The sequence below is a fragment of the Erysipelothrix piscisicarius genome, from assembly GCF_003931795.1.
GTDB lineage: Bacteria > Bacillota_I > Bacilli_A > Erysipelotrichales > Erysipelotrichaceae > Erysipelothrix > Erysipelothrix piscisicarius.
In genome coordinates this window covers 364,485-388,921 of the sequence record NZ_CP034234.1, presented here as the reverse complement: position 1 = coordinate 388,921, position 24,437 = coordinate 364,485, and the positions used below count along the sequence as shown (strand labels likewise).

Genomic DNA, 24,437 nt, shown 5'->3' with positions numbered 1-24,437 from the left:
TTATTTACCCTCTTTATTCTTGTATTTCGCACCATATCCAGGTTTGTTTTCCTGACGAGGCCGTGCAATAGCCATCTCCCCATCAGCAACATCGCCATTAACGGTCGATCCTGCCGCCACCACTGCATTTTCCCCTATAGTAATTGGCGCGATTAGGTTCGCATTGCTTCCGACAAATGCGCCATCGCGTACTTCAGTTTGATATTTCTTCTTGCCATCATAATTTACGGTTACAACGCCACAGCCAATATTAACTTTATTTCCAATTATTGCGTCACCTAAATATGTCAAGTGTGCACAGTTTGAATATTCTCCAAATCGAGTGTTCTTAAACTCAACATAGTTTCCAACTCGAGCATGAGAACCCACAACGGAATTCATTCTAAGGTGTGATGACGGTCCCAATGTTACAAAATCTTTAACTTCACTGTTTATAATGCGAGAAGCATCAATTGTGGAATTTTCACCAACAATTGCATTTTCAAGCCAACAGTTAGGTAAGAGCGTAGTTCCTGTCCCAATAGTCGTATCACCATAAATATGATTATTAGGATAGATCGTTACATCTTCCGCAATTTGAACATCCGTTCCGATGTACGTTGATTGTGGATCCATAATGGTTACTCCATTCGCAAGATGCTTCGCATTGACGCGTGCCTGTAACCACTTATTAGAGATATTAAGTTGCATTCGATCATTTACACCTAAAAATTCTTGGTGATCTGATACACGTAAAGACTGAATCGAATGACCATTCTTCTTCAAAATCTCTACAAGTCGAATGAGATTAATTTCTTCAGTAACTTCTTCGTCACGAATCTCTGGTAAATATTTAAAAAGTAACTCATTGTTTACACAATAGATACCTAGACTGATTTCTGTAATTGACACTTCGGATTCTGTCAAATTACGGTAATCGATAATCCGATCAATGTGTCCTTGGTTATCGCGTACAATACGACGATAAGTCCCAGGATTTTGTAATTGTGCAGAGATAACCGTTAAATCATGCCCCTCATGCTGTTCATAGATATGATTTAGCGTCTCTGGCTGAATTAATGCACAGTCTCCAAACACTAAGAGTGTCGAACCTTCTTTTCCATGAAGTTGCTGTGCTTGCAATACAGCATCTCCAGTTCCAATTTGTTCACTTTGGAATGCATATTCAACACGATCACCCAAGTAAGATTCTACCTGCTCATTTTGGTGTCCTGTAACAACTACAATTTTATCGGTATTAACCGCTTCAAGATGATCAACTAAATGACCAATCATAGGCTTATGAAGTATTTCATGCATAACCTTGTTTCGATTTGATTTCATTCGGGTACCTTTACCCGCAGCTAAAACAATTGCATATTTCATTGTGACCGCCTCCGCAACCATTTTAACACATTTCAAACTGTTTCATTCTGTAAAACCGTCATATTTCATAAAAGTAAATGTAAAGTATGGGTGATATGTCCCTAAACATGTGTTTTTAAATCAACTTTCAAGAAATAATCATAAAAAAAGAGTTCTTTGTGAAAACAAGAACTCAGATTAATCTTCTGTTTTTAAAATCTTTCCATATTTTATAAAGGGATAATCTAAAACGAGCGCCTCATATGCCTCCATGACTTTTTCCTTTTGATTGGATAGACCATAAATGGATGTTCCGCTACCGCTCATACAAACGCCTTCAAGCCCTTGTTTTTCAAGGATTCGCACAACTTTTTTAAGCCGTGTATTGCGTTTAATAACAGGGTGTTGAAAATCATTATGTGTATTTGCAACTAAAGCCTTATAATCATTGGCATGAATTGCCTCGAGACAACGATTAAACATCTTTAAGTCTGTAAAGTCTTTAAAACGTTTTAAAAACGACTTTGTGCTCACTCCAAAGCTGGGTTTAATGAGTAGGTAATAGAGATCCATATCTAAATCTAAAGGGGTTAAGATATCGCCAATTCCCTCCACAACCATGGGTTGATTAAAAAGACAGTAGGGCGTATCTTCATCGATTTGACGTGCAATATCAATCAACGCTTGATTTGTAAGGTTTAATTGATACATCTCATCAATCATTCGTATGACACAAGCGGCATCAGCACTACCGCCACCAAGACCTGCTTGTGCAGGTATGTTTTTAACGATTCGCACTTTAAAATTATCTTCGAGATTAAATTGACGTTTCATAATCATGAGTGCTTTAAAAACAGTATTTCGTTTATCATTCGGTAAATATGTTTTATCCGTTTCGATGTGCATGGTGTCATGCTTCTCAAGATAAACCATATCAAAAAGATCAATAGGGACGATAATGTTCTTGAAGTGAAGCATGTTATCGACCCTTTTTTCTGCGTGCAAATAGAGTGTTATCTTTGCATACGCTTTTTTACGCATATAAAGCTCCATAAAGACGGAGATAGTCCTCAAACGTTAAGTAATCCGCACGAATGTTTGTTTCAAGCCCTAGCGACTCTAAAACCCCCGCATAATCAACATCTTTATCAATCGTTTTTAAATTATTCACTAATGTCTTACGTCTAAACTGAAAACACTTCTTAACAAATTCAAAGAATATTTTCTCATCATACGGCATTGTTTGATGTTTCGGTGTGAGTTTAATGACAATACTTTCCACACCCGGTCTTGGATGGAACGATTCCTTAGACACTTTTAAAACTGTCTTTATATCAAAATAATATTGCATTTTAATCGAAAGACAACTGTAATCTTTTGTTTGTGGACTTGCCCCAAGACGATCTGCAATCTCTTTTTGAACCATAATAGTCATTGCAACAATATCCAACTCCATCAATCTAAAAAGAATTGGGGTTGTGATGTAATACGGTAAATTCGCACAAACCGTAATGGGTTCTGTATACATACTTAAATCCGCTTTTAAAAAATCTTGATGAATGACCTTCACATTATCGTATTCCTCAAGTGATTCGTTTAAGATTTCAACCATGTGAGGATCAATTTCATAAGCAACGACGTGATCATATGTTTCCGCGAGTTGTTGCGTCAAAGCTCCTAAACCCGGACCAATCTCCAAAACAGTCCCACCCGCACCACTTTGTGATGCAATATTACGGACAACAGAAGGATCAATGATAAAATTTTGTCCAAAGTGTTTCTTTGCGCGTCGTTCATAGCGACGTAGTAATTCCATACTTACGGAATAGTTAGCGATTGTTTTCATAATTACTCTCTTTCAAAACCATTAGGCAGTCTGCTTTCGTAATATTAAGCATATTTAGATATTTCAGGCATGATTTCGCATTTGACTTAGGAAAACGAAATGCCTCCGACAACAAATCACGACGCAATGCACTATCACTTGCGCCACTGAGTCCAAAAGATTGGAATTCCGGAAGCGTTAAGGATTGATTGTTTAATGAAAAAGTAGAGCATGTACTTAATGCCTCAACGATATCATCACAGTCTGCATGTTCAATGCCTACTTTTTGTTTCTTTTTTGTTTGTAAGACATGAAGCGATGCATGCTTGCATGTTCCGACCGTCTCAATAATACGACGTCGAATCATTTCACCAGGCCCATCCGGATCGGTAAACACAATAATCCCGCGTTCTTCATTCAATCTTTTACATAATGCCAAGAAATCTGCTGACATGTGTGTGCCACTGGACATAATAACATCGGCATCAACACATTTAAGGATTTTTTCCTTGTCATGCTTTCCTTCTACAACAATTACTTCTTGTATCTTTAGTTTGTTCATGGGTCAATTATATCATGTTTTAAAAACAAAAAAACCGAGTATACTCGGTCTTTGTGGATAGGACCTTTGGCTACTTAAGACCCTATCATAAGCTTTAACAGCCGTTACCCACACTTATAATTTCAACATGAGCATTCTGTACAGATCCTTGGGTTACACCCATATTGGTTTCTGTACCCACAAACAGGTCAATTTTTGAGCCTTGAATGGCACCACCACGATCTAATACAATTGCGCGGAACGGTACATTGTACTCAATTCCTTTACCACTTACTGTGTGGTTTGATATCTCAACGATCGAGCACATTGGAATTGAGCTTGATGTTGCAATGATGTAATATCCGTTATATGTAATTCCTGGCAACCAAGAACCATCGCCTTGTTGCACTGCTGTAGTACTTACACGAACTCCGGCAGCTGTACCACCTTCGCCCGCACTGTTCATATTACAGCCATCACAGTCAACGCCATATCGAGTAATACGGCTTGCTTCATAGTAAGCACCTGCTTGAGCCTTTTGACCCCCTTCGTAAAGCGTAGGGGTTGTTGGCTCGATAACAGCCGCTTCAGGAATTTCAACACGTGATAACAATTCGTCTTTTATGTTATATGTTTCTTTGTATTTTGTTGTTTTTGTACCACCTACACCATCTTGTGTCTTCGCATAGATCCAACTGGCTCCACCCGACACCACCTCAGAAGCTTCGCGTTCTTCAACACCAGGCTCTTCTAAATCTTCAATTTTTTCGCTTATTTTAAACCTATAAGGTTCATCGCTATTTTCAGCGATGTCATTTAGTACTGGATAGGTAATATCCACATTGGCATCCGCATTCACGGCACACCCACTAATGATTGTTACCATGACCACCATGTAGATAATCACTAAGTATTTCTTCATTAAAATGTCTCCTTTCAAAAAAGACTTGAGAAGAATATCATAAGAATATTTGTTTGGCAAATAATTTTACGTTTCGCTTGTTTGTGAAGACATTGTGAAATTAAAAAACTCACTATCTAAGTGAGTTTCCGAGTTATCTTTTTAATTGTGGGAAATTATGTGATTATCCAAATATTTCTTGCATCTTGGTATTTTTCTTTAGTGGCTTAATTAAGAAAATACCCGGAACAAATGTTGCGATAAATTCACCTAAAAATACCCATCCCATAGCCGGTAAGTACGGAACATTGAGAACATAACCTAACATTGCGCCAACGATAATTCCGTTCACAAGAGCTGGCCACACAAGAGCCAAATGATCATCTTTTGTAATACTCATTAAGAAACAGGTGATTGCCGTTGCCAATGTACCAAAAATGACATCCAGAATCCCCGCATCACTCACAAAATTCGCGAGTAAACAACCAATTATTAATCCATAAGCATGTTTTCGATTAAATAGAACTAAAATCAACATCACTTCTGAAATACGAACTTGCATAAAGCTATATGAAATCGGTTTTAGAAGCACGGTAACTGCGATATAAACTGCCGCAATTAATGCCTCTAATGCTAAATCTTTTGTTTTCATATTATTACCTCTCTTCATTTCGTTTGTATTATATCATAAGTCTTTCAAATTAATTTTATAAATTGTGCATTTCACGTTTTATTGAATTTATATTTTTTGATCTAAAATGTGCCAATTATTTCAATTTTTCTATCCTTATATATAGGGCAATATATTTTGTGTAAAAATCTTGCGCTTTTAGAAGGGGATACCCCCTGCTTTTTTTGAAAAAATATTTCACTATTTTAATGAAACGCTTCTTTTACTCATAACTTTTTTTTATTATAGAACTCGTATTGTAATTCAAACTTGATGCAATTTATCGAAATATCTTTTGGATTAAGTTAAATTTTGTTTTTCGGTAAGGTGGATACATCACTGATAGTGGTATTGCACTTGATTTCATAATTGATTTGCAGTTTGAAAAAACTTCAAAACTCGAAAATCCATGATAGGTTCCTATGCCAGAATTTCCAATACCTCCAAAAGGCAGTGCATCATTCACAAGATGTAAAATTGTATCGTTGATGCAGCCACCACCAAATTGAATGCGATTTAAAATGGCGTCTTGTTCTTCAAAAGATTCAGTGAACATATATAAGGATAATGGTTTGGGATTTTTTTCGATGATTGAGTACGCTTCTTCCAGTGTATCAAATGAAATAATGGGGAGAATCGGTCCAAAAATTTCAGACTCCATTGCAGGTCCCTCCGCATGGTTTAGGGATAGCAAGGTTGGTTCAATAAATGTTCCATCCGTCTTGCCACCAAATACAATATCTTGTTGATGGGCTTCAATTATCTTTTTAAGTCGTTCTGCGTGTTTTAAGTTCACGATCCTTCCATAATCTTCGTTATTTTGATAATCATCCCCATACATGGCTTTAATTGCTTTGATAAGTGCTTGTGTTAGGGCCGCTTCGTTCTTTTTTGAGACAAGGATATAATCCGGTGCAACACATGTTTGGCCATTGTTTAAAAATTTCCCCCATGCAATTCGTTGAGCACTTAATGTAATATTTGCATTTTGGGTTACCACACAAGGACTTTTCCCCCCTAACTCTAAAATTACCGGTGTAAGATGTTCTGCAGCATGTTGCATCACGATTTTTCCAACCTGCGTGCTCCCGGTGAAGAAAATAAAGTCAAAGGGAAGTTTGAGTAATGCTTGATTCACCGTCACATCCCCTTCCACGACCGCAATATAATCTTCAGAAAAAAAATCTGATATCATAGTATGTATTACGCTTGAAATTTTGGGTGTCAGTTCGGATGTCTTGATGATCGCGGTATTTCCCGCTGCAATCGCTCCTACAAGGGGCACAAGAACGAGTTGTAAGGGATAATTAAAGGGCCCTATGATCAATGTATTTCCTAAAGGCTCATACATTTTATAGCTTTTTCGTCCCACTAAAACCATGGGTGTTTTAACCCTTTGAAGTTTCATCCATTGCCCAAGATTTTTTTGCGCATCGCGAATGGATCGATATACCACTGCAAGTTCGGTCGTATATACCTCCATTTCAGGTTTTGCTAAATCGATTTTAAATGCATCATAAATCTTGTTTTCATATGCCTTAAGTGCCGTTTCAAGTGTATTTAATGCATCTTTTCTAAATGCAATTGGTTTTGTATTTTGTAAATTAAAATATCGTTTTTGCTTTTCTAGTAGGTTCATAGAATCACACTCCTTATGTACATCATAAGTCACTCAATGTGAAATGTTAAATGAATTGGTTGACAAATATTACATTTTGGAACATAATAATGAAAAGGAAAGTAAGTCCGTGAAAAGTTTTACAGAGAGTCTGTATTGGTGAGAGCAGATGAATGGAAGCGTACTGAAAATGGCCTTGGAGCTGTGTAGTTGAATTCGAAAGATTTAGGCTACGCCGGGAGCGCCCGTTAAAGCGATAGAGTTTGATAGAACTTGAAGAGGTTAATATCCGTGAGGTATTAATAAATTAAGGTGGTAACATGAGCACGCTCATCCTTTGGGATGGGCGTTTTTTATTTGTCAGGAGAAAGTCTATGAAAAAGAATATTGAATCTGCAGTACTCAAACGCATCGATCATTATAAAGAAATCGCATTGGATCTTCATGCACATCCGGAAATATGTAATGAAGAGGTCTATGCTTGCAACTGTTTAAGCACGCTCTGTACTCAAGAAGGGTTTAACGTCACGGTTGGGGTTGCCGGACATCCTACAGGATTTGATGCCCGTTATCAAGCAGAGAAAACCGGCCCAGTTATTGTCTTTCTTGCGTAGTATGACGCATTACCCGGTATTGGACATGCCTGTGGGCATAATCTCTTCGGTGTTACATCAATCCTTGCCGCAACTGCCCTTAAATCACTCATTGATGAGGTCGGTGGTGAAATTCGTATTTACGGTACACCTGGAGAAGAAGGCGGAACCAATGGAAGCGCCAAGGCAAGCTTTGTCCGAGATCATTACTTTGATGATGTGGATGCAGCACTTTGCGTCCATCCCGGTCACTTACACAGCCTCACGGTTGAAACCCTCGCAAATGACCCCGTAGATGTTGCGTTTTTTGGAAAACCCAGTCATGCGGCTGCAGCGCCTGAATTAGGAATTAATGCTCTTGAAGCGCTTATTCAAGTTTTCAATGCAAGTAACGCAATGCGTCAACACCTACCTAAAGATGTCATGATCCACGGTATTATTACCGATGGTGGTGTCGCGCCTAATATAGTTCCTGAATATGCGAAAGGACGCTTTTACCTCGGAGCAAATACCCGCTCCACACTTCGCGATGTTTATACTCGCTTTGAAAATATTGTAAAAGGGGCAGCGTTATCGACTGGATATGAGTATGAATTTGGCTTATTCCAAAATGCTGTCGATGATACAATTATTACCCCTTCATTTGATAACCTCTACCTTAAACACCTTCAAGATTACGGTCATCATGTTGTAAGTCGCGATGGTTCCACATTTGGATCCAGTGACGTTGGGAACGTAAGCTATGTTGTTCCTACAATTCAGCCAACCATAAACATATCCGATACTTTTATCGCTGGTCACAGTCCTGAATTTAAAGCAGCAGCGTGTAGCCCTCAGGGACTTGAATCCATTCAACTTGGAGCACAACTGCTCGCACTGACAGCGCTTGATTTAATTTTAAGTCCTGATCTCTTACAGGCAATAAAAAACGAACCCCAAGAAAGGATTTCGAATCAATCATGATTAAACTACAAAACATCAACAAAACATTCCAAACAAACGATCGAACGGTTCATGCACTTAAAAACGTCTCTCTTGAAGTGGGTAAAGGTGAAATCTTTGGCGTTATTGGATTTAGTGGTGCCGGCAAGAGTACGCTTGTACGTTGCATTAACCTACTTGAACACCCAACCTCTGGAGACGTCATTGTAAATGGTACGCTTCTTAATCCCAATCTGACAAAGGCGAATGCTAAAACAAGACATCTCCAAAACCAACAATTACGTAAGCACCGCAAAAAAATTGGTATGATCTTCCAACAATTTAATCTTATGCGATCGCGAACAGTGTTCCAAAACATTGCCTTTCCCCTTAAAGACCAAAAACTTTCAAAAGCAGTTTTAAATCAAAAAGTAACAGGCCTCCTAGAACTTGTAGGTCTCCAAGACAAAGCAAACGCATATCCCAGCCAGCTATCAGGGGGTCAAAAACAACGGGTAGGGATTGCCCGTGCGCTCGCTAATGATCCCGATATTCTACTCTGTGATGAAGCAACCAGCGCATTGGATCCACAAACGACAAAAACGATTTTAAAACTTTTAAAGAAAGTAAATAACACTTTAGGAATTACGATCGTAATTATTACTCATGAGATGGATGTTATGAAAGATATTTGTGATCGTGTTGCGGTCATGGAAGATGGGGAAGTAAAAGAGGTTAATACGGTCAAAGATATCTTTGCGAATCCTTCTGCACAAATTACCAAAGATTTTGTGGATACAACTACAAATACGCTTGAAACCATTGAACTCTTTAAAACAAATCCAGAAATTTTAGATTTAAAAGCGGACCAAAGTCTTGTACGCATTGACTTTATTGGTTCAAATACACGTGAATCCGTGATTTCAGAGATATCACAGCAGTTCAATGTTAGTGCAAGCATCATACATGCCAATGTCGAAATCGTTCAAAATGAAATTGTGGGTACCATGCTCGTTATTTTATCTGGATACCGTAAATTGGGAGCATTAGAAAATCTACGAAGTCGCAACATCAATGTGGAGGTTATCGAAAATGATTAACAATCTTGTCCCAAATCTTATTCAGTATTGGCCTGAATTTATCGAAAGCATTAAACAAACCTTATACATGCTTACCAAAGCAGGAATCTATTCCATCCTTGTGGGTCTTTTCTTTGGTGTCATTCTTGTATTAACGCGCGAGGACGGTTTAAAACCCAATCGGTTGATCTATAGTGTTCTTGATACTTTTGTAAATATCTTTCGCTCGATTCCATTTGTAATCTTACTCACGGCACTGATTCCAATCACAAAAATTGTTTCCAACACCGCGATCGGTGTTGAAGGTACCATCTTTCCCCTAGTCGTCGGATGCACACCTTTCTTCGTTCGACAAGTCGATTTAAGTTTATCTGAAATCGACCGCGGTCTCATTGAAGCCGCGCAATCCATGGGTCTTTCAACCTTACAAATTGTTATACGGGTTTATTTAAGGGAAAGCATCCCTTCTCTTGTTCGCTCTACAACCATCACACTCATCAGTCTTCTCGGACTTACAACACTGGGTGGTGTTGTTGGTGGAGGGGGATTGGGGGATTACGTCATCCGCTATGGTCATAATAAATATAATACTGCCATTTCGATTGTAGCAGTTCTTGTAATTCTTATTTTTGTATCAGTAATTCAATCAGTCGGTAATTTCATTATAAAGAAAACATCACATTAAGGAGAAACTTATGAAAAAAATACTAATCTTATTTGTTACATTATTAACACTTTTTGGTTGTGGTTCCAAACCTAAATCAAATGTCGTACGTATCGGACTTCATGGTGGCGACCAAACAAAGAGTTGGAATTATGTTGTGGAGCAAGCCGCTCAGGAAGGCATCAACATCGAACTGGTTTATTTCTCAGACTATCCTCAACCCAATGCAGCTCTAAATTCTAAAGAAATTGATATGAATGCATTCCAACACCACATTTACTTAGAAGATGAGAGCCAACAAAACGGCTATGAACTCACAGCGGTTGCGGATACATTCTACTCACCACTTGGTCTTTACTCTCGTTCGATTAGCGACCTTTCAGAATTAAAAGAGGGTGATAAAATTGCCATTCCAAGTGATCGAACAAATGGGGCACGTGCATTACAATTACTTCAAACACACGGTCTCTTAAAATTAAACGATGCGAAACTTCCTGATAAAAAAGATATCATTGAAAATCCACATAATTTTGATATTTTTGAATTAGAAGCATCAAACCTTCCTGGAGCGCTCGCAGAAGTTCCCCTTGCAGCAATTAACTCTGGAATTGCGGTTGATGCAGGATTTACGCCGAATCGCGATGCTTTAAAACTAGAAACCCTAACCGAAGAGAATGCAGACTATGTAAACCTCATTGCAATTCGTACAGAAGATAAGGATCGCGATGATTTAAAACGTATTGTGGAACTGTATAAAACAGATGCTGTGAAGGCGTTAATTATTGAAGAAACAAGTGGTGCTTCAGTCCCTGTATTCTAAAGGGAAGTAAGTCTCAGATGCGCGTACTAATTAAGTTGATACCAAATCAAAAAGACATTTATATCTGATAGTACTACGATACCCAAGATTATGGATGCGTTCGACATGATTCCCATGAACGTATCCTTTTTTGTTTTGTTTTGCGCTTCATTTTTTTAGACACCAAAAAACACCGATGACGTTTAACGAAATATTTACACAATCGTGTTTTATTTAGTGTTAGCGCCATCGGTGTTTTTTGGTGAAATTCCTTTTTATCGCTTAAAGAGCTGCTTATAGTTTTGATGAATTTGTTTTCGAACTTCTTGTGGTGTCAAATCCTTCAGTTCCCCTATTTTCTCGCCAGTATAACGAACAAAAGCCGGCTCATTGCGTTTTCCACGTTTCGGTACTGGTGCCAAATAAGGCGAATCTGTTTCAGTTAATATGCGATCTATTGGCGCGATATTTAAAACATCACGAACATTTTGACCGTTTTTAAAGGTGAGAATACCACCAACACCGATATAAAATCCCATATCAAAAAGATGTTGGGCATTCTCAACTGTATCACTGTAACAGTGTACAATTCCGGATGCTGCTGCAGGATGTGTTTTAAGAATAGCAATGACATCATCCATAGCATTTAGTTCCCCATTCCGAACATGAATCGCAATAGGCTTACCCGACTCATTCGCAATCGCAATTTGTCTTTTAAAGATTTCTTTTTGTTCTTCTCTGTTTGAATCATCCCAATAATAATCCAAGCCAATCTCACCCACACAAACAACTTGGGGATGATTGATGTAGGTCATCATCTTTTCAAGTTCTTCTTCTTTTGAATCCTTCACATCACAAGGATGAATTCCAATCGCTAAATCAAACATCTCAGGAGTTGTTTTTGTTTTTTCAAGTGCATCTTCAATTTCCTTTACCGATCCGCAGATAATGCATATTTTATCAATACCTTCGGCCTTCGCATTCATGACCAATGCTTCAAAAGATTCAACCAATCCTTCGGAGGCAATGTGGGCATGCGAATCAATCCAACCATATTCCATTTTCATACTCCTAACTTATGATACGAAAGGCTCCGTAAGGAGCCAAAATTTATTTACCCAGACAGAAACGCGCAAAAATTTCATCAAGCACATTAATGTCCTTCTTCGGTTTAATAATTGAAGCAAGTTCTACATACGACTCATTTAAATCAATCGTTACTAAATCGAGCTCCATTCCAAATTCCAACGCCTCAATAGCACGCTGCATTGCGAGATAACTCTTTTGTACCTGCGCAATATGACGTTCATTTGACAGTGTGGGTTTCGATAAGGCTTTCGTATGTTCGACATACCGCTTATTGATTTCATCAACGAGTTCATGAACATCTGCCTCTAAAGCACTGACGTATAGACCATCGGGAGCTCGCTCTACAAGATCTTTTTTGTTGTATACAATAATGCGTTCTTTGTGCTTAGTTGCTTCTAATAACTCAAGATCTTCTTGATCTCTGGGTTGCGATGCATCAAAAACAACAATGACAAGTTCGGCAGTTTCAAGCGCTTTTCGACTTTTTTCAATTCCGATTTGTTCAATGCGGTCACCGGTATCACGTAAGCCTGCTGTATCAATTAAATGAAGAGCTACATTCTCCAACCGAATCCAACCTTCGACCAGATCGCGTGTTGTTCCGGCTATTTCCGTAACGATTGCCTTATCTTCTTCAAGAAGGACATTAAGAATACTTGATTTACCAACATTGGGCTTTCCAAGGATAACCGTTTTGACCCCTTCTTTCATGATACGACCACTTTGCGATTCTTTTAGAATTTTTCCAAGATCTTTTAGAAATTCTTTTGCATCCGGGAGAATTACCGCTTCTGTTAAGACCTCCACATCATCATACTCAGGATAGTCGATATTTACTTCAATATTGGCAATCATTTGGATTAAACGTTCAAGTAATGGCTCAATTAATTTACGTACATTTCCTTGGACCCCAGAAATTGCAAGTTCTTGCGCAAACTCATTTGGAGCTTGAATCAATTCCATAACTGATTCTGCTTGCGAAAGATCAATACGTCCATTAAGGAATGCACGTTGGGTGTATTCGCCTGGTTCTGCCATCCGTGCGCCTACAGACAGACAAAGACTTAATATTTTTTTGGTCACTAAAACACCACCGTGACAGCTTATTTCAACAACATCTTCTCGTGTATAAGTTCGAGGCGCTCTAAAAACACTGACGAGTACCTCATCAACAACTTGTTTGTTCACAGGGTCAATAATATGACCGTAATGAGCGGTGTGTGAATCGACTTGTTCAAGATCCCGAGAGAATATCTGATTCACGGTTTCTATGGCATCGACTCCACTTATTCTTAAACATTGATGGCACTTTCTTGCAGTGCCGTTATAATTGCTACTATTGTATCTGTTATCATACGCATATTATAGGTAAAAAAAAGAGAATGCGCAATGAATTCTCTTTTTTAATCGTGTTTTAGGGATTCAAGTGTCTCGCGAACTTGCTCAACAGCGTTTTCCTGAATTTCAATGATTTCCGCTCCATTTGCATATGCAATTTCACGCAAATCAGTTGCGACTGCGGTAAAACGTGACGCACCAATCACAAGAAAGATATCATCTTCTCGTAAAGCATCAACTTTTTCATACGCACGTCGATAATTAGGTGCCGGATCGCCATATAAGACGGGTTTATTAAAAAGTTGATCTGCATATGCAAGTTCACTTTCATTGGGCATGGTCCCGTGTAACGCAATTGGTGTACTTCCTGCTTTCTCATGTAAGCCATCAATGTTCATCGTGATAATAGGAATCTTGTATTCCGCCAATGCAAAATGAGCATCATTGGGTTCCGCTTTTTGAATCATATAATACATTTCTGAAATTGTTTCGCAATATGCTTTCGGATTTTGTGTCGCAAAGCTACGATGCAAACGATCTCGAATCTCAGGTTGTTCCATAAACGTATTAATTCCGGATGCTTTACTAATTCCTGCACCTGTGAATGCTAAAATCATCAAACCACTCCTTTAAATTATTGTATCACGATATTGAATCAAGTAGTGAATCGATATCCCCCAATAAAGATTTCTTAAAATGTTCAATATCCACATCGAGTGCAACCTTAACATTTGGTGTTTTCCCAACCTGATACGCATGCGTATCCAAAATCGTTCGTCCTTTTTGTTCAGGGTCTGTCAGAACTTCGACGTTTACAGTCGGGCCGGTTACAAATTCAGGATGAAGTGCCGCAAAAACAGCGAGAGGGTCATGCAAGGCACATCCCCCCCACGTTGGATATGCATCTTTATAAGCGTCCAAATAATATTGAATAATTTGATAAAGTTCGGGCGCCGATGTTGTCCAATGGTTGATGTCTTCATGGGTAATAATTGCACGGGTCGTAACATCCAAACCAATCATCGTTATTGGGATTGAACTTCCCAAGACAATCTTGCTGCTTAAGTCATCTTGTGCAACATTTGCTTCCGCAAACTTGCTGACATTTCCAGGAACACTCAATGCACCACCCATTAAAACAAGATTATTAATTCCTGCCATCGCCTTAGGATTTCGTTCAATGGCTCTCGCCAAGTTTGTAAGTGGTCCCGATGATATGATTACAAGATCTTTTCCATACTTCTTAGCTGACTCAATTAAAAATCAACCGCATGGATTGAATTTTCAAGTATTGGAGATGGTGATAAGACAGCATTCCCAATTCCATTCTTGCCATGAAACTTAATGCCTCCGGCTAGATGTTCATAAACCTCCTCACTTCGCGCATGCGTACACCCACGATATACGGGAATTGTTTCGCACTTAAAATAGTAGAGTAAGTCCAACGTATTTTGTGTCGCTTGATCAACATCAATATTTCCATAAACTGTAGTAATACCAATTAACGATACATCCTTTTGCGCACACATATAGGCAATTGAAAAGGTATCATCAATCCAAGTATCCACATCTAAAATAACTTTCATAACTTCCCCTCTTTTCCCTTGATTACGGAATAGAGCACGTTAATTGACGTGCTTTAACGAATTCATGAATCCCTTCAATTGTTTCAGAGCGCTCAATCCATCGTCTGTATCCCTTTACCTCATTATTATCATACACAATTTCTACCGCTCCGGATAATAAGTACTCCGGTTTGTATTCTTTTTCCTTGGTTTCATGATTTTCTTTTTCAATGTTTACCACATAAATTTGAGATTGAATCTTTTGATTATCGCTCTCACACAGATCAATTGGATTTAGATGATAGGAACGAATGGTCTCAGATTTTACAAGATTTTGGTAAAATGCATCTGCATTTTCATTCAAGACATCACCCAATGCATTGACTGGAATCGATATATTTTGAACAAGTGAATCATCTTGATTAGTATGATCGTTAACTTGTGACTTTTGATAGACTAGAAGTCCCAGAACAATTAAAAATAATACGACTGCGATTTTCAGTAGACGTTGGTTCTTCCGATTAGACTGATCCAACACCTTTTGTCGTTCTTGTTTCATAGTTTCACCTCTAATGTTACGATATCATTATCATTTTATCGATATGAGAAATTACAATGAAAGATAGAAAAAGGACGCGTCAGCGTCCTTACTCGATGATATCAAGCAATTCTAAAATACGATTTAAATCTTCATCATCATCAAACGATATTGTTACTTTATTATTTGCGATATTAACGCGCGTTTGTAGACGTCGTTCAAATAATGATTGAGCATAATCATAATCTTTATTACGGATTTTCGGTTCAACAGGTTTAACATCTTCTTTATTAATGAGACGTTCTGCTTCACGAACAGACAACTTATTACTTAAAATTTCTTCCGCAATGCGTTCAATTTCTTTTGGATCTTCAATTGTAACAAGTGGACGTACATGACCCATTGTTAATTTATTATCGCTCACCATCTCTTGTACAGATTTTGGAAGTCTAAGCAGACGCAACAAGTTTGTAATATGGCTGCGGGATTTACTTACACGTTTAGCAACTTCTTCTTGAGTTAGACCTAAACGATCAATTAAAGAACTGTAACCCATCGCTTCTTCAATTACATTTAAATCTTCACGCTGAACGTTTTCAATAATCGCAATTTCCATCATTTGTGAGTCATCAAAATCGACAACAATTGCAGCAATTTCTTCTATTTTCGCACGTTTTGTAGCACGTAAACGACGCTCTCCTGCGACAAGTTCGTAACCTTTATTGGTTTCACGAACTAATATCGGGGTAAACAAACCATGAGTTGAAATTGATTGCGATAATTCTTCTAATTTATCCTCGTCAAAATGACGACGTGGTTGGTATGGGTTTGTACGAATATCTTTGACTTTAAGGCTTGTCTTAACGCCTGTAAACTCATCATTATTACCTTGTTGAATATCCTCAAGGACTGAAGACACATCATCACCAAAAATTGCCCCCAGTCCACGACCTAAACGATTACTATCTTTCTCTGCCATTCGAGTCACTCCGTTTCTTATTATATGATAAGACTTCTTTCGCTAGAGATGCGTATGCTTTAGCGCCTTCCGATTTTAAATCATATTCGAAGATTGAGTTTCCACGAGAAGGAGCTTCTGACAACTTAACATTTCTAGGGATATTACTCTTATAGACACGTTCTTTAAAATATTTACGAACTTCTTGTTGAACCTCAACACTCAAACGAGTACGGACATCAAACATCGTAAGTAAAACGCCTTCTATTTTTAAATCTGGATTAAACAGCTTTTGCACCAGTCGAATTGTGGATAACAATTGCGTTAATCCTTCAAGTGCATAATACTCACATTGGACCGGTATAATAACCGAATCTGCAGCTGTTAGAGCATTCGTATTTAACAAACCTAATGATGGCGGACAATCGATGATGATGTAATCATAGTCATCCTTTGCTTTTATTAATTTATTCTTTAAAAGACGTTCGCGACCAATCTTAAACTCTACCATTTCGAGATCTGCACCCGCAAGGTCAATTGTTGCGGGAATTAAATCCATTGGAGGCGTGTTTAGAGACATCTTAATGTCACTTACTTCTTTTTCAGAAAGAATTAAATCATAGGTACTGTCTTTGATGGCCATTCTATTTGCACCTACACCTTGAGATGCATTTCCTTGGGGGTCAAGGTCTACTAATAGAACTTTTTGGCCTAAGTAGGCTAAACCAGCAGATAAATTAATACTTGTCGTTGTTTTACCAACGCCACCTTTTTGATTCGCTACAGCAATTATTTTCCCCATTGACTCACATCCTTTGTTATCTTCTTAAGTTATTTAGGGAAGCGTATCGTGATGACGACCTCATCATTCGTTTCTTCCATATCATGTTTTACGGTAATTCCTGTTTTTTCGATCATACCAATCGATTGTTTGATTGTATTGATTCCAATCTTGATGTGTTGAGAAATACCACGTGTTACAGCTTTTTTCTTTCGTGGTTTGTTAATGAGGGTTTCGGTCTCTTTAACGTTCAACTTTTTATTAAGGATTTCGTCTAAAACTTCTTCCGTTTTTTCCTTTTCAACGCTTAATAACGCGCGCGCATGACGCTCCGTAATTTTACGTTCGCCAAGGGCTTCGAGTACGGGTTCTGGCAATTCAAGCAAACGGATTTTATTCGCGATTGCGGATTGCGATTTTCCTACTTTTGTTGCAAGTTCCTTTTGAGTAATTTTTTGAATTCGCAAAATATCGCGATACGCTTTCGCTTCTTCCAAAACACTTAAATCTTCGCGTTGGATGTTCTCGATAAGCGCTAATGTCGCACTTTTATCATCATCAATATTACTAATGATGCATGGTACTTCAGTAAATCCAAACATTCGCATTGCTCGATATCGACGTTCTCCGGCAATAATTTCATATTCATCTGTCTCGTCAACTTCACGAACAACAATCGGTTGAAGAAGGCCATTTTCACTAATCGATTGTCCTAATTCCAACAAACTCTCATCATTAAAAGTTAGCCGAGGCTGATTACGGTTAGGTTTAATTTTTTCAATAGCTATTTCTCTACGATCAATCATGATTCCTCCCAGACAGTGGTGTCTTTTTAATTTTAGCATAACTTCTTGGATACTTCTTCGAAGCGGACTTCACTTTTGTAATCTCTAAATTATAGCGGTCACCCATGATATCATCACTGAATTTATGTGTCTGCGTAAGTTCGCCACCAAGGATTTTAATCGCTTTGAGGGAGTCTTCATACTCCTCAATTCCTTTAGATCCTTTCATCGCTAAAAATACACCGCCTACCTTCACGAAAGGCAGACATAACTCACTTAGAATATCAAGATATGCAACAGCCCGAGCCGTCGCAACATCAAATGATTCACGAAGTTCTCCGATAACATCTTCTGCTCGACCATTAATTACAGTTGTATTTTTTAATCCACATTCAAGTACAACACGTTCTAAAAAATTTGTTCGTTTTGTTGTGGGTTCAATACAGGTCACCGTGATATCCGGACGGGCAATGGCAAGAACAATTCCTGGAAAACCTGCACCACTTCCTATATCAGCAATCCGACTGTTTTCTTTTATTAATGGTGAAATAAGTAATGAATCGTAGAAATGCTTTAAAAATATGCCTTCATCATCATCGATACCGGTTAAATTTAAGACTTTATTCACTTCTTGAATAAGATTCTTGTACGATAAAAATTGTTGTTTCATCTCTTCTGAAACAACAATTCCCAACGCTCCAATTTTACTAATAAATTCTAAAAAATTCATGAAGCCTCCAATTGCAATGCATCTTTTATTAACACATTTTTATCATATTTGATTCTTATGATTAGAATCGAAACTACGTTGTAATTATAGCGTATTTATAAGATTTCCACAACAAATCATCGTGACAAATATTTGGTCTAAAATGCATAAAAGACAGTATATACTGCCTTTTATGTGCTAATTAACAATTCTATTTTTATGCCTTTTCGGTAATAATACACAAACTCCCATTAATATCAGGATTATTCCCCATTTATTACTGTGTTTTTGTTTTCCGGTCTTAGGAAGAACGCCATCTGTGTCCTTGTTTATTACCCGGGCAATCGTTTTCTCATCAAACTTTTGTTTAATGGTACTGTAATGACTTTTGATTGCATGACTCTCTTCGGTCTTTTCTTTTGGAGTATGTGTGGTTTTTATACTTTTATCTCTCACCAAATTTGATGATTGTTGTTCTGTTGTTATTTTTGAAACGCCGTCTTTTTGTTGGATAATTGGATTTGACATAATTATTGCATAATATTCAAGTGGTTCAATCACGTTGGGACTGTCTGGTTGCCTACGTAGCAATGCGTCTAATATATTATTTGTTTCACGTTCGTGCTGTTTCCGATTTTCAATATCTTGAAGTAAAATTCGCTCCAATTCCACACGTTTTTTTGTTGCAATGATACTCAAAAAGTTCGATGCCGCATCCCTTTCAGTGTGGTCGAATGCATGTTCAGGAACTTCCTCTCCTTCTAAATAAGGTGGAAGGATATCCCCTTTTATAGGTTCTCCTTCAACATCTACCATACTAAAAATCTGCTGATTATCATTAAACACTCCAACTTCTATTATTGGATTAAGATTTTCGTGTAAGGCTGTTTCTTGTAGTTCAATTGGAAATCCATCAAAATGATTCTCTAAAATTATGGGGTTGAGGTGTGCCTCATATTCCTTCGTACTGAGTTCGTAAGCAATGCGATTTTTCCGATCTTGCTCTAAAACATCTTCTAAATATTTTTGCTTCATCCTTTCCTTCTGCATAATGGCTTCCATTCCACTGATGTATTCGTGATTTTGAACGTCTTCGATACCATATCCATCAAGAAATACCGGATCGGGTCGTAAACGATTTTTAGGTTCATCGAGAGTATCGTGAATAAAAAAACCGTCTACCGATAGCATGACCTCACGATCAGGTTCTATTGAAGGCTTCGGAGTTTCATGAATGATAAATCCATCCACACCCAACAGTTCGTTCAAATCAATTTTGCCTGTTGCACGAGGCGGACTTAATATTTCTACTTGGATATCCAAATCGTCATCTTTTTTCGGCTTATATGCCTTCTGAATGTCAATCTGAAGCGGCTGAATCACACGATCGATATAAATTTTCAAATCATTTGCGACACTTACAAACCCATCATCAACGGAGAATGTCGTTTCTTTACGAGGATTTACCTTGAAGGTTACTTCCGACTGATTAAAGGCGACGGCTTTTTTGAAATCGGGGGCTTGATTTCCTTCAAAGAGGTGAATATCAATCGTATCTGTTTCCTTGGCTCCTGTATAGGCCAATATATTAGGTCCCCACTCCACATTAAATGTTTTGTCAATGAATCGCTCGACTGCAATTTCAGAAATTTCTTTTAACCGATCTTCTCTGATATTAAGTTCTACGCTTGCATCATTCAAATTGTATCGTTTCATTCGAGTAAATGTATTCAAGTCTTCATGTCTAATATTCTCAAATACCACATTCCCGTCTTTAACAATACCTGTTAATTCTTTTTGGTTATCAGTAATAAAAACGACTTCTCCCGTAAGACCACTTGTATTATGGCCTTTTAAAGGAATTTCTTTCGTAATATCTTGACGAATACGAAATTCAAATTCGTTTTCATTGATTACCTTTTTTTCAATTTTTACCCTATCATCACCATCGGTAATAATATCAAATGTATAAGGTCGATTCTTATCGTCATACTTGGTTGTAATAAACGAATAATGTTGACTTGAAGAACGTGTGTAAAATGTAGTGCGATGACTTTTCGATTGCTCACCATTTTTTGTTAAGACAAAAGGAAGCGATCGCACACCATTGATGGGTCCATCCCGGACCACCGAGAATTTAATTGTTTGATTTTTAATTCGCACAATATTAATGATATTTTGATTCTGAATCACTCTATATTCAAGAGCATCTGGCGTTTCTTTATCAATTTTAAAGCCATAAACTTTATGATAAAGATTGCCTCCATCAGCATTAAAGTTGAATGCATCTTGAAGGACTAGATTATCAATCGTAATTGACTTTATATCTTTTGTAAGATTTGTAATCTTACCAATTTCAATGGAGGTATCATCATTATACTCCTCTTGCATTGTTAAGGAGATGGGCTGATCACCGCTCTCCATCCCGAACCAATTAATTGTGTAAGTTTTAGAACCTGATACACAGGTATTAGCGCGATGACAAAGACCGCGTAGCATTACATCAGTTCCTTGATTTAGATTTTGAAAATCAAAACCTACTTCCGCAGAAACATGTTCTGTTCGAAAAATACCAAAAAGTAAAATAAACATTACAAATATACCAATTTTTCGTATCATTAAATCCCCCTCCACATTTAATAGCGTTTTAAATTTTTACATATACATCCTTGGATTGTAAAGAGGTCTTTCGATTTACAACAAAGTGTTGTCTACTCAATAAGAAATCATAAAAGTAAAAGTGGTGCGGTTGAGATTTGATAAAAGAAAAGCCAACCCTACTGGGTTGGCTTTAATTATTAGCTGTTTTACGGGCCTTTTCTGCAATTCGAACCACACTCAGTGTTTGTTCTAAATACAGATCACGAAGTTCAAAATCCTGTGTTCGAATCGCACGCTCAAATACTTCTACTTGATATGCAAGCCTTGGAAGATCTTGAATGTTAATCATCTCTTTTGAATCTTTCGTTACAATACTTACAGACTCAATGCTGCTGACACTTTCAGGAATATAAATATAGCCCTTTTCCCCTTGGATTTGTCCAAAGTTTTGAGAAAAACTATCCTTAGCACCAACACACTCTACGGTCATGGTCGGATATTTCATAATTAGAACACCAGAAGTATCAATACCATTAGAATGTTTATTTGCATAATATTTTACTTCATCGGGCATTCCAAAAATCCCAACAACAAAATGAATATTATATATATTGATATCCGCTAAGGCACCTCCAGAAAAATGAGGGTTGAAGACATTGGGTGTTTCACCTGCTAAGAGTGCATCATATCGGCTTGAATATTGACTGAAATTACACTGAACAAGCTTAATATCACCAATAACTTCTAAATTTGATTTGATAAATTGATAGTGCGGTAAATGAATATTGCAAATTGCTTCAAAGAGGAATAAATGATGCTCTTGTGCATAACGAATCAATCGTTGCGCAGGTTCCTCTGTTTCAACAAAAGGTTTTTCTACAATGACATGCTTACCGGCTTTTAACGCAGCATATGCTTGTTCATAGTGAAGACTGTTGGGTGAAGCAATATAAATCGTATCCACCAACGGATCTGAAAATAAGACCTCAAGTGTCGTGTGTGTTTGTGTAATCCCAAAACTCTTCGCTAAAGCATCCGCTCTGCCTTGCGTGCGGGAATAAACCGCTTTAAATGACACACCTGATATATCTTGTGATGACTTAATAAATTCTTCAACAATAATTCCTGTACCAATTGTTCCAATATTCATGTTTTCCACCCTATCCTTTGTGTTTGAGTACCATAGCAAGAATTGCAATATCTGCTGGATTAACACCTGAAATACGCGATGCTTGACCCATTGTAATCGGTCTTACAGCAGTCAGTTTTTGACGCCCCTCAATTGATAAGTTTTCAATAGAATCATAGTTAATATCTTCCGGTAATTTAATATTCTCCATCGAACGAAGCTTTTCTGCTTCTTTCATGGCTTTCTTAATATAACCTTCATACTTGATTTCTACTTGGATTTGGAATGCTAAGTCTTTTCGGACTTCCATGTCCAACAGTTCTAATACCTCTAACAATTCAATACCCGGTCTTTTAACCGCGTCGTAAATTGTTAAATCATGTGCTTGAAATGGTGAATCCTTTTCAGCAAAATAAGCTTCAAATTCCGGACTATGCGGTAATTTGATGGTTTTACTTGCTTCAATGAATTCATCAATAATTTGAATATCTAACTCTATTTTCTCATAATCTTCGTCACTTAACAATCCAATCTCATGACCAAAGTGAGATAATCGTCGATATGCATTATCATGACGCAATAAGAGACGATACTCTGCTCGTGAGGTTAAGAGACGATACGGCTCTAATGTTCCTTTAGTTACAAGATCATCGAGCATTACACCAATATAAGCCTCATCGCGTTTAAGAATAAGGGGTTCTTTCCCTTGATTTTTAAGTGCTGCATTAATCCCTGCCATCAGACCTTGACCGGCTGCTTCTTCATAACCTGAAGTCCCGTTAATTTGCCCGGCAGTAAATAAATTTTCCACAGTCATGATTTCAAGTGATGGTTTTAACTGAATTGGATCAATTGCATCATATTCGATAGCATAACCATAGCGTTGAACGCGACAGTTTTCTAATCCAGGAACGGTTCGAATCATTGCGTCTTGAACCTCTTCTGGTAATGATGAAGACAGCCCTTGAACATAAGTTGTATCCAACTCTGCGGATTCTGGTTCTAAAAAGATTTGGTGACGATTTTTATCTGCAAAGCGGACAATTTTGTCTTCGATTGATGGACAATAACGTGCACCGACCCCTTCAACAACACCTGAGTACATGCTTGATTTTTCAAGATTAGCCTCAATTAGATCGTGAGTTGTAGGATTTGTATAGGTTAAATAACAAGGATATTGTTCCTTAATTACATCTTCCTTCTGAGTACTATTGGAGAAGTAATACGGCTCATCATCCCCAGGCTGAATGGTTGTCTTACTAAAATCAATACTATCTGTATAAACACGTGCTGGCGTTCCTGTTTTAAGACGGAACGTCTTCAACCCTAAAGCACGTAATGATTCTGATAGGCTATTGGTTGTGGGATCGCCATCAGGTCCACTTACGGTAACCGATGAGGACAGTAAAATTTTTGAACTCATATACGTTCCACTGGTAATAATTACAGCCTTAGCCGCTACAAACTCATCACCTTTACAACGAACACCGGTGACAATGCCGTTTTTAGCAACAACACCTTCTACCATTTTTTGAACAATTTCAATTCCAGGTTCCGCAAGAACAGCATCACGCATCGCACGCGAATACGCTAATTTATCCGACTGAACACGCAAGCATTGAACACCCGGTCCCTTACTTGAATTTAATATCCGAAACTGCAAGGCTGTCTTATCCGCAATTTCCCCCATAACACCGCCAAGTGCTTCAATTTCACGAACAACAATCCCTTTTGCAGGTCCACCAATTGATGGATTGCAAGGCATTGATGCAATTTTATCTACATTTAACGTAAAGAGTGCCGTTCTTTGCCCCATTCTGGCTGAAGCAACTGCTGCTTCAACACCGGCATGACCGCCTCCTACTACTATAACATCATACATATAAAAGCCTCCGTTGGTATTTTATCACAATTATACAACATTCGAGTTGATAATGATTTAAGTTCACTTATTTATTCAAACTTGACACATACGTCATGATGTAATAC

General features: G+C 37.9%; 22 protein-coding genes, 2 pseudogenes and 1 other annotated feature. Of the genes and pseudogenes, 5 read left to right on the top strand and 19 right to left on the bottom strand.

All coding sequences use genetic code 11. The features are described 5' to 3' along the window. The 7 genes from glmU to EEI45_RS01855 all read right to left on the bottom strand — a co-directional run bounded on the left by glmU (position 1) and on the right by EEI45_RS01855 (position 6,920). Positions 1 to 1,365: a bifunctional UDP-N-acetylglucosamine diphosphorylase/glucosamine-1-phosphate N-acetyltransferase GlmU gene (gene glmU / locus EEI45_RS01885; RefSeq protein ID WP_125163921.1), complete on the bottom strand. Its 1,365-nt coding sequence runs from the start codon at positions 1,363 to 1,365 to the stop codon at positions 1 to 3. 177 nt (positions 1,366 to 1,542) lie between these two features. Next, positions 1,543 to 2,385 carry a 4-(cytidine 5'-diphospho)-2-C-methyl-D-erythritol kinase gene (gene ispE / locus EEI45_RS01880; RefSeq protein WP_125163920.1) on the bottom strand — a complete coding sequence of 281 codons (843 nt, stop codon included), beginning with the start codon at positions 2,383 to 2,385 and terminating at the stop codon, positions 1,543 to 1,545. Next, positions 2,378 to 3,190, bottom strand: a complete 813-nt coding sequence (rsmA, locus tag EEI45_RS01875) for a 16S rRNA (adenine(1518)-N(6)/adenine(1519)-N(6))-dimethyltransferase RsmA (RefSeq protein ID WP_125163919.1) — start codon at positions 3,188 to 3,190, stop codon at positions 2,378 to 2,380. Before rsmA ends, ispE begins: the two co-directional genes overlap by 8 nt. Then, the gene (gene rnmV, locus EEI45_RS01870) at positions 3,174 to 3,731 is read right to left on the bottom strand and encodes a ribonuclease M5 (RefSeq protein WP_125163918.1); all 558 of its coding nucleotides are present in this window, start codon (positions 3,729 to 3,731) and stop codon (positions 3,174 to 3,176) included. Before rnmV ends, rsmA begins: the two co-directional genes overlap by 17 nt. 94 nt (positions 3,732 to 3,825) lie before the next feature. Further along, positions 3,826 to 4,632 carry a 3D domain-containing protein gene (locus EEI45_RS01865; protein ID WP_125163917.1) on the bottom strand — a complete coding sequence of 269 codons (807 nt, stop codon included), beginning with the start codon at positions 4,630 to 4,632 and terminating at the stop codon, positions 3,826 to 3,828. A 163-nt stretch (positions 4,633 to 4,795) separates the two neighbouring features. Next, on the bottom strand, positions 4,796 to 5,263 hold the full coding sequence (locus EEI45_RS01860) for a QueT transporter family protein (RefSeq protein ID WP_125163916.1): 468 nt from the start codon (positions 5,261 to 5,263) through the stop codon (positions 4,796 to 4,798). A 298-nt stretch (positions 5,264 to 5,561) separates the two neighbouring features. Continuing rightward, on the bottom strand, positions 5,562 to 6,920 hold the full coding sequence (locus EEI45_RS01855; protein WP_125163915.1) for an aldehyde dehydrogenase family protein: 1,359 nt from the start codon (positions 6,918 to 6,920) through the stop codon (positions 5,562 to 5,564). A gap of 80 nt (positions 6,921 to 7,000) precedes the next feature. Beyond that, positions 7,001 to 7,240 (top strand) — a binding site (T-box leader). Between the two features lie 33 nt (positions 7,241 to 7,273). On the opposite strand from EEI45_RS01855, the gene EEI45_RS08880 reads away from it, so the two are divergent. The 5 genes from EEI45_RS08880 to EEI45_RS01835 are packed head-to-tail and all read left to right on the top strand — an operon-like array spanning position 7,274 to position 10,976. After that, complete coding sequence (locus EEI45_RS08880) at positions 7,274 to 7,513, top strand: hypothetical protein (RefSeq protein ID WP_228410447.1); 240 nt, start codon at positions 7,274 to 7,276, stop codon at positions 7,511 to 7,513. An 18-nt stretch (positions 7,514 to 7,531) separates the two neighbouring features. Next, the gene (locus EEI45_RS01850; protein WP_228410559.1) at positions 7,532 to 8,455 is read left to right on the top strand and encodes a M20/M25/M40 family metallo-hydrolase; all 924 of its coding nucleotides are present in this window, start codon (positions 7,532 to 7,534) and stop codon (positions 8,453 to 8,455) included. After that, on the top strand, positions 8,452 to 9,513 hold the full coding sequence (locus EEI45_RS01845) for a methionine ABC transporter ATP-binding protein (RefSeq protein ID WP_125163914.1): 1,062 nt from the start codon (positions 8,452 to 8,454) through the stop codon (positions 9,511 to 9,513). Before EEI45_RS01850 ends, EEI45_RS01845 begins: the two co-directional genes overlap by 4 nt. Continuing rightward, positions 9,506 to 10,177 carry a methionine ABC transporter permease gene (locus EEI45_RS01840; RefSeq protein ID WP_125163913.1) on the top strand — a complete coding sequence of 224 codons (672 nt, stop codon included), beginning with the start codon at positions 9,506 to 9,508 and terminating at the stop codon, positions 10,175 to 10,177. The genes EEI45_RS01845 and EEI45_RS01840 overlap by 8 nt, the downstream gene beginning before the upstream one ends. 10 nt (positions 10,178 to 10,187) lie before the next feature. Further along, a complete protein-coding gene (locus tag EEI45_RS01835; RefSeq protein ID WP_125163912.1) occupies positions 10,188 to 10,976 on the top strand; it encodes a MetQ/NlpA family ABC transporter substrate-binding protein in 789 nt (262 codons plus the stop codon). Positions 10,977 to 11,230: 254 nt separating this feature from the next. Here EEI45_RS01835 and EEI45_RS01830 read toward each other — a convergent pair whose 3' ends face one another. The 12 genes and pseudogenes from EEI45_RS01830 to mnmG form a co-directional block, all read right to left on the bottom strand. Continuing rightward, the gene (locus tag EEI45_RS01830) at positions 11,231 to 12,016 is read right to left on the bottom strand and encodes a TatD family hydrolase (protein WP_125164900.1); all 786 of its coding nucleotides are present in this window, start codon (positions 12,014 to 12,016) and stop codon (positions 11,231 to 11,233) included. A 49-nt stretch (positions 12,017 to 12,065) separates the two neighbouring features. Beyond that, a pseudogene (gene mnmE, locus EEI45_RS01825) lies at positions 12,066 to 13,405 on the bottom strand (tRNA uridine-5-carboxymethylaminomethyl(34) synthesis GTPase MnmE). Positions 13,406 to 13,447: 42 nt separating this feature from the next. Then, entirely contained in the window at positions 13,448 to 13,999 is a 552-nt protein-coding gene (locus tag EEI45_RS01820; RefSeq protein WP_125163911.1) for an SIR2 family NAD-dependent protein deacylase, read from the bottom strand. 25 nt (positions 14,000 to 14,024) lie between these two features. Continuing rightward, a pseudogene (locus EEI45_RS10005) lies at positions 14,025 to 14,911 on the bottom strand (nucleoside hydrolase). A gap of 79 nt (positions 14,912 to 14,990) precedes the next feature. After that, entirely contained in the window at positions 14,991 to 15,506 is a 516-nt protein-coding gene (locus EEI45_RS01810) for a hypothetical protein (protein WP_125163910.1), read from the bottom strand. Between the two features lie 88 nt (positions 15,507 to 15,594). Further along, on the bottom strand, positions 15,595 to 16,464 hold the full coding sequence (locus EEI45_RS01805; protein ID WP_125163909.1) for a ParB/RepB/Spo0J family partition protein: 870 nt from the start codon (positions 16,462 to 16,464) through the stop codon (positions 15,595 to 15,597). Further along, entirely contained in the window at positions 16,448 to 17,245 is a 798-nt protein-coding gene (locus EEI45_RS01800; protein ID WP_003774236.1) for a ParA family protein, read from the bottom strand. The genes EEI45_RS01805 and EEI45_RS01800 overlap by 17 nt, the downstream gene beginning before the upstream one ends. Positions 17,246 to 17,274: 29 nt before the next feature. Next, positions 17,275 to 18,030 carry a nucleoid occlusion protein gene (noc, locus tag EEI45_RS01795; RefSeq protein ID WP_125163908.1) on the bottom strand — a complete coding sequence of 252 codons (756 nt, stop codon included), beginning with the start codon at positions 18,028 to 18,030 and terminating at the stop codon, positions 17,275 to 17,277. After that, on the bottom strand, positions 18,023 to 18,739 hold the full coding sequence (gene rsmG, locus EEI45_RS01790) for a 16S rRNA (guanine(527)-N(7))-methyltransferase RsmG (protein ID WP_125163907.1): 717 nt from the start codon (positions 18,737 to 18,739) through the stop codon (positions 18,023 to 18,025). Before rsmG ends, noc begins: the two co-directional genes overlap by 8 nt. Before the next feature lie 177 nt (positions 18,740 to 18,916). Beyond that, positions 18,917 to 21,337 carry a hypothetical protein gene (locus EEI45_RS01785; protein ID WP_125163906.1) on the bottom strand — a complete coding sequence of 807 codons (2,421 nt, stop codon included), beginning with the start codon at positions 21,335 to 21,337 and terminating at the stop codon, positions 18,917 to 18,919. A gap of 172 nt (positions 21,338 to 21,509) precedes the next feature. Further along, the gene (locus tag EEI45_RS01780; protein WP_125163905.1) at positions 21,510 to 22,469 is read right to left on the bottom strand and encodes a Gfo/Idh/MocA family protein; all 960 of its coding nucleotides are present in this window, start codon (positions 22,467 to 22,469) and stop codon (positions 21,510 to 21,512) included. 10 nt (positions 22,470 to 22,479) lie between these two features. Continuing rightward, complete coding sequence (gene mnmG, locus EEI45_RS01775) at positions 22,480 to 24,330, bottom strand: tRNA uridine-5-carboxymethylaminomethyl(34) synthesis enzyme MnmG (protein WP_125163904.1); 1,851 nt, start codon at positions 24,328 to 24,330, stop codon at positions 22,480 to 22,482. Positions 24,331 to 24,437 lie beyond the last annotated feature (107 nt).

What these genes read in the sequence shown, in the direction of transcription:
- EEI45_RS01800 (WP_003774236.1), bottom strand. Translation starts at nt 17,245, where the DNA reads ATGGGGAAAATAATTGCTGTAGCGAATCAAAAAGGTGGCGTTGGTAAA.
- EEI45_RS01855 (WP_125163915.1), bottom strand. Translation starts at nt 6,920, where the DNA reads ATGAACCTACTAGAAAAGCAAAAACGATATTTTAATTTACAAAATACA.
- rnmV (WP_125163918.1), bottom strand. Translation starts at nt 3,731, where the DNA reads ATGAACAAACTAAAGATACAAGAAGTAATTGTTGTAGAAGGAAAGCAT.
- rsmA (WP_125163919.1), bottom strand. Translation starts at nt 3,190, where the DNA reads ATGAAAACAATCGCTAACTATTCCGTAAGTATGGAATTACTACGTCGC.
- EEI45_RS01810 (WP_125163910.1), bottom strand. Translation starts at nt 15,506, where the DNA reads ATGAAACAAGAACGACAAAAGGTGTTGGATCAGTCTAATCGGAAGAAC.
- EEI45_RS01835 (WP_125163912.1), top strand. Translation starts at nt 10,188, where the DNA reads ATGAAAAAAATACTAATCTTATTTGTTACATTATTAACACTTTTTGGT.
- ispE (WP_125163920.1), bottom strand. Translation starts at nt 2,385, where the DNA reads ATGCGTAAAAAAGCGTATGCAAAGATAACACTCTATTTGCACGCAGAA.
- EEI45_RS01805 (WP_125163909.1), bottom strand. Translation starts at nt 16,464, where the DNA reads ATGGCAGAGAAAGATAGTAATCGTTTAGGTCGTGGACTGGGGGCAATT.
- mnmG (WP_125163904.1), bottom strand. Translation starts at nt 24,330, where the DNA reads ATGTATGATGTTATAGTAGTAGGAGGCGGTCATGCCGGTGTTGAAGCA.
- rsmG (WP_125163907.1), bottom strand. Translation starts at nt 18,739, where the DNA reads ATGAATTTTTTAGAATTTATTAGTAAAATTGGAGCGTTGGGAATTGTT.
- EEI45_RS01865 (WP_125163917.1), bottom strand. Translation starts at nt 4,632, where the DNA reads ATGAAGAAATACTTAGTGATTATCTACATGGTGGTCATGGTAACAATC.
- EEI45_RS01845 (WP_125163914.1), top strand. Translation starts at nt 8,452, where the DNA reads ATGATTAAACTACAAAACATCAACAAAACATTCCAAACAAACGATCGA.
- EEI45_RS01830 (WP_125164900.1), bottom strand. Translation starts at nt 12,016, where the DNA reads ATGGAATATGGTTGGATTGATTCGCATGCCCACATTGCCTCCGAAGGA.
- noc (WP_125163908.1), bottom strand. Translation starts at nt 18,030, where the DNA reads ATGATTGATCGTAGAGAAATAGCTATTGAAAAAATTAAACCTAACCGT.
- EEI45_RS01785 (WP_125163906.1), bottom strand. Translation starts at nt 21,337, where the DNA reads ATGATACGAAAAATTGGTATATTTGTAATGTTTATTTTACTTTTTGGT.
- EEI45_RS01780 (WP_125163905.1), bottom strand. Translation starts at nt 22,469, where the DNA reads ATGAATATTGGAACAATTGGTACAGGAATTATTGTTGAAGAATTTATT.
- EEI45_RS08880 (WP_228410447.1), top strand. Translation starts at nt 7,274, where the DNA reads ATGAAAAAGAATATTGAATCTGCAGTACTCAAACGCATCGATCATTAT.
- EEI45_RS01840 (WP_125163913.1), top strand. Translation starts at nt 9,506, where the DNA reads ATGATTAACAATCTTGTCCCAAATCTTATTCAGTATTGGCCTGAATTT.
- glmU (WP_125163921.1), bottom strand. Translation starts at nt 1,365, where the DNA reads ATGAAATATGCAATTGTTTTAGCTGCGGGTAAAGGTACCCGAATGAAA.
- EEI45_RS01860 (WP_125163916.1), bottom strand. Translation starts at nt 5,263, where the DNA reads ATGAAAACAAAAGATTTAGCATTAGAGGCATTAATTGCGGCAGTTTAT.
- EEI45_RS01820 (WP_125163911.1), bottom strand. Translation starts at nt 13,999, where the DNA reads ATGATTTTAGCATTCACAGGTGCAGGAATTAGTAAAGCATCCGGAATT.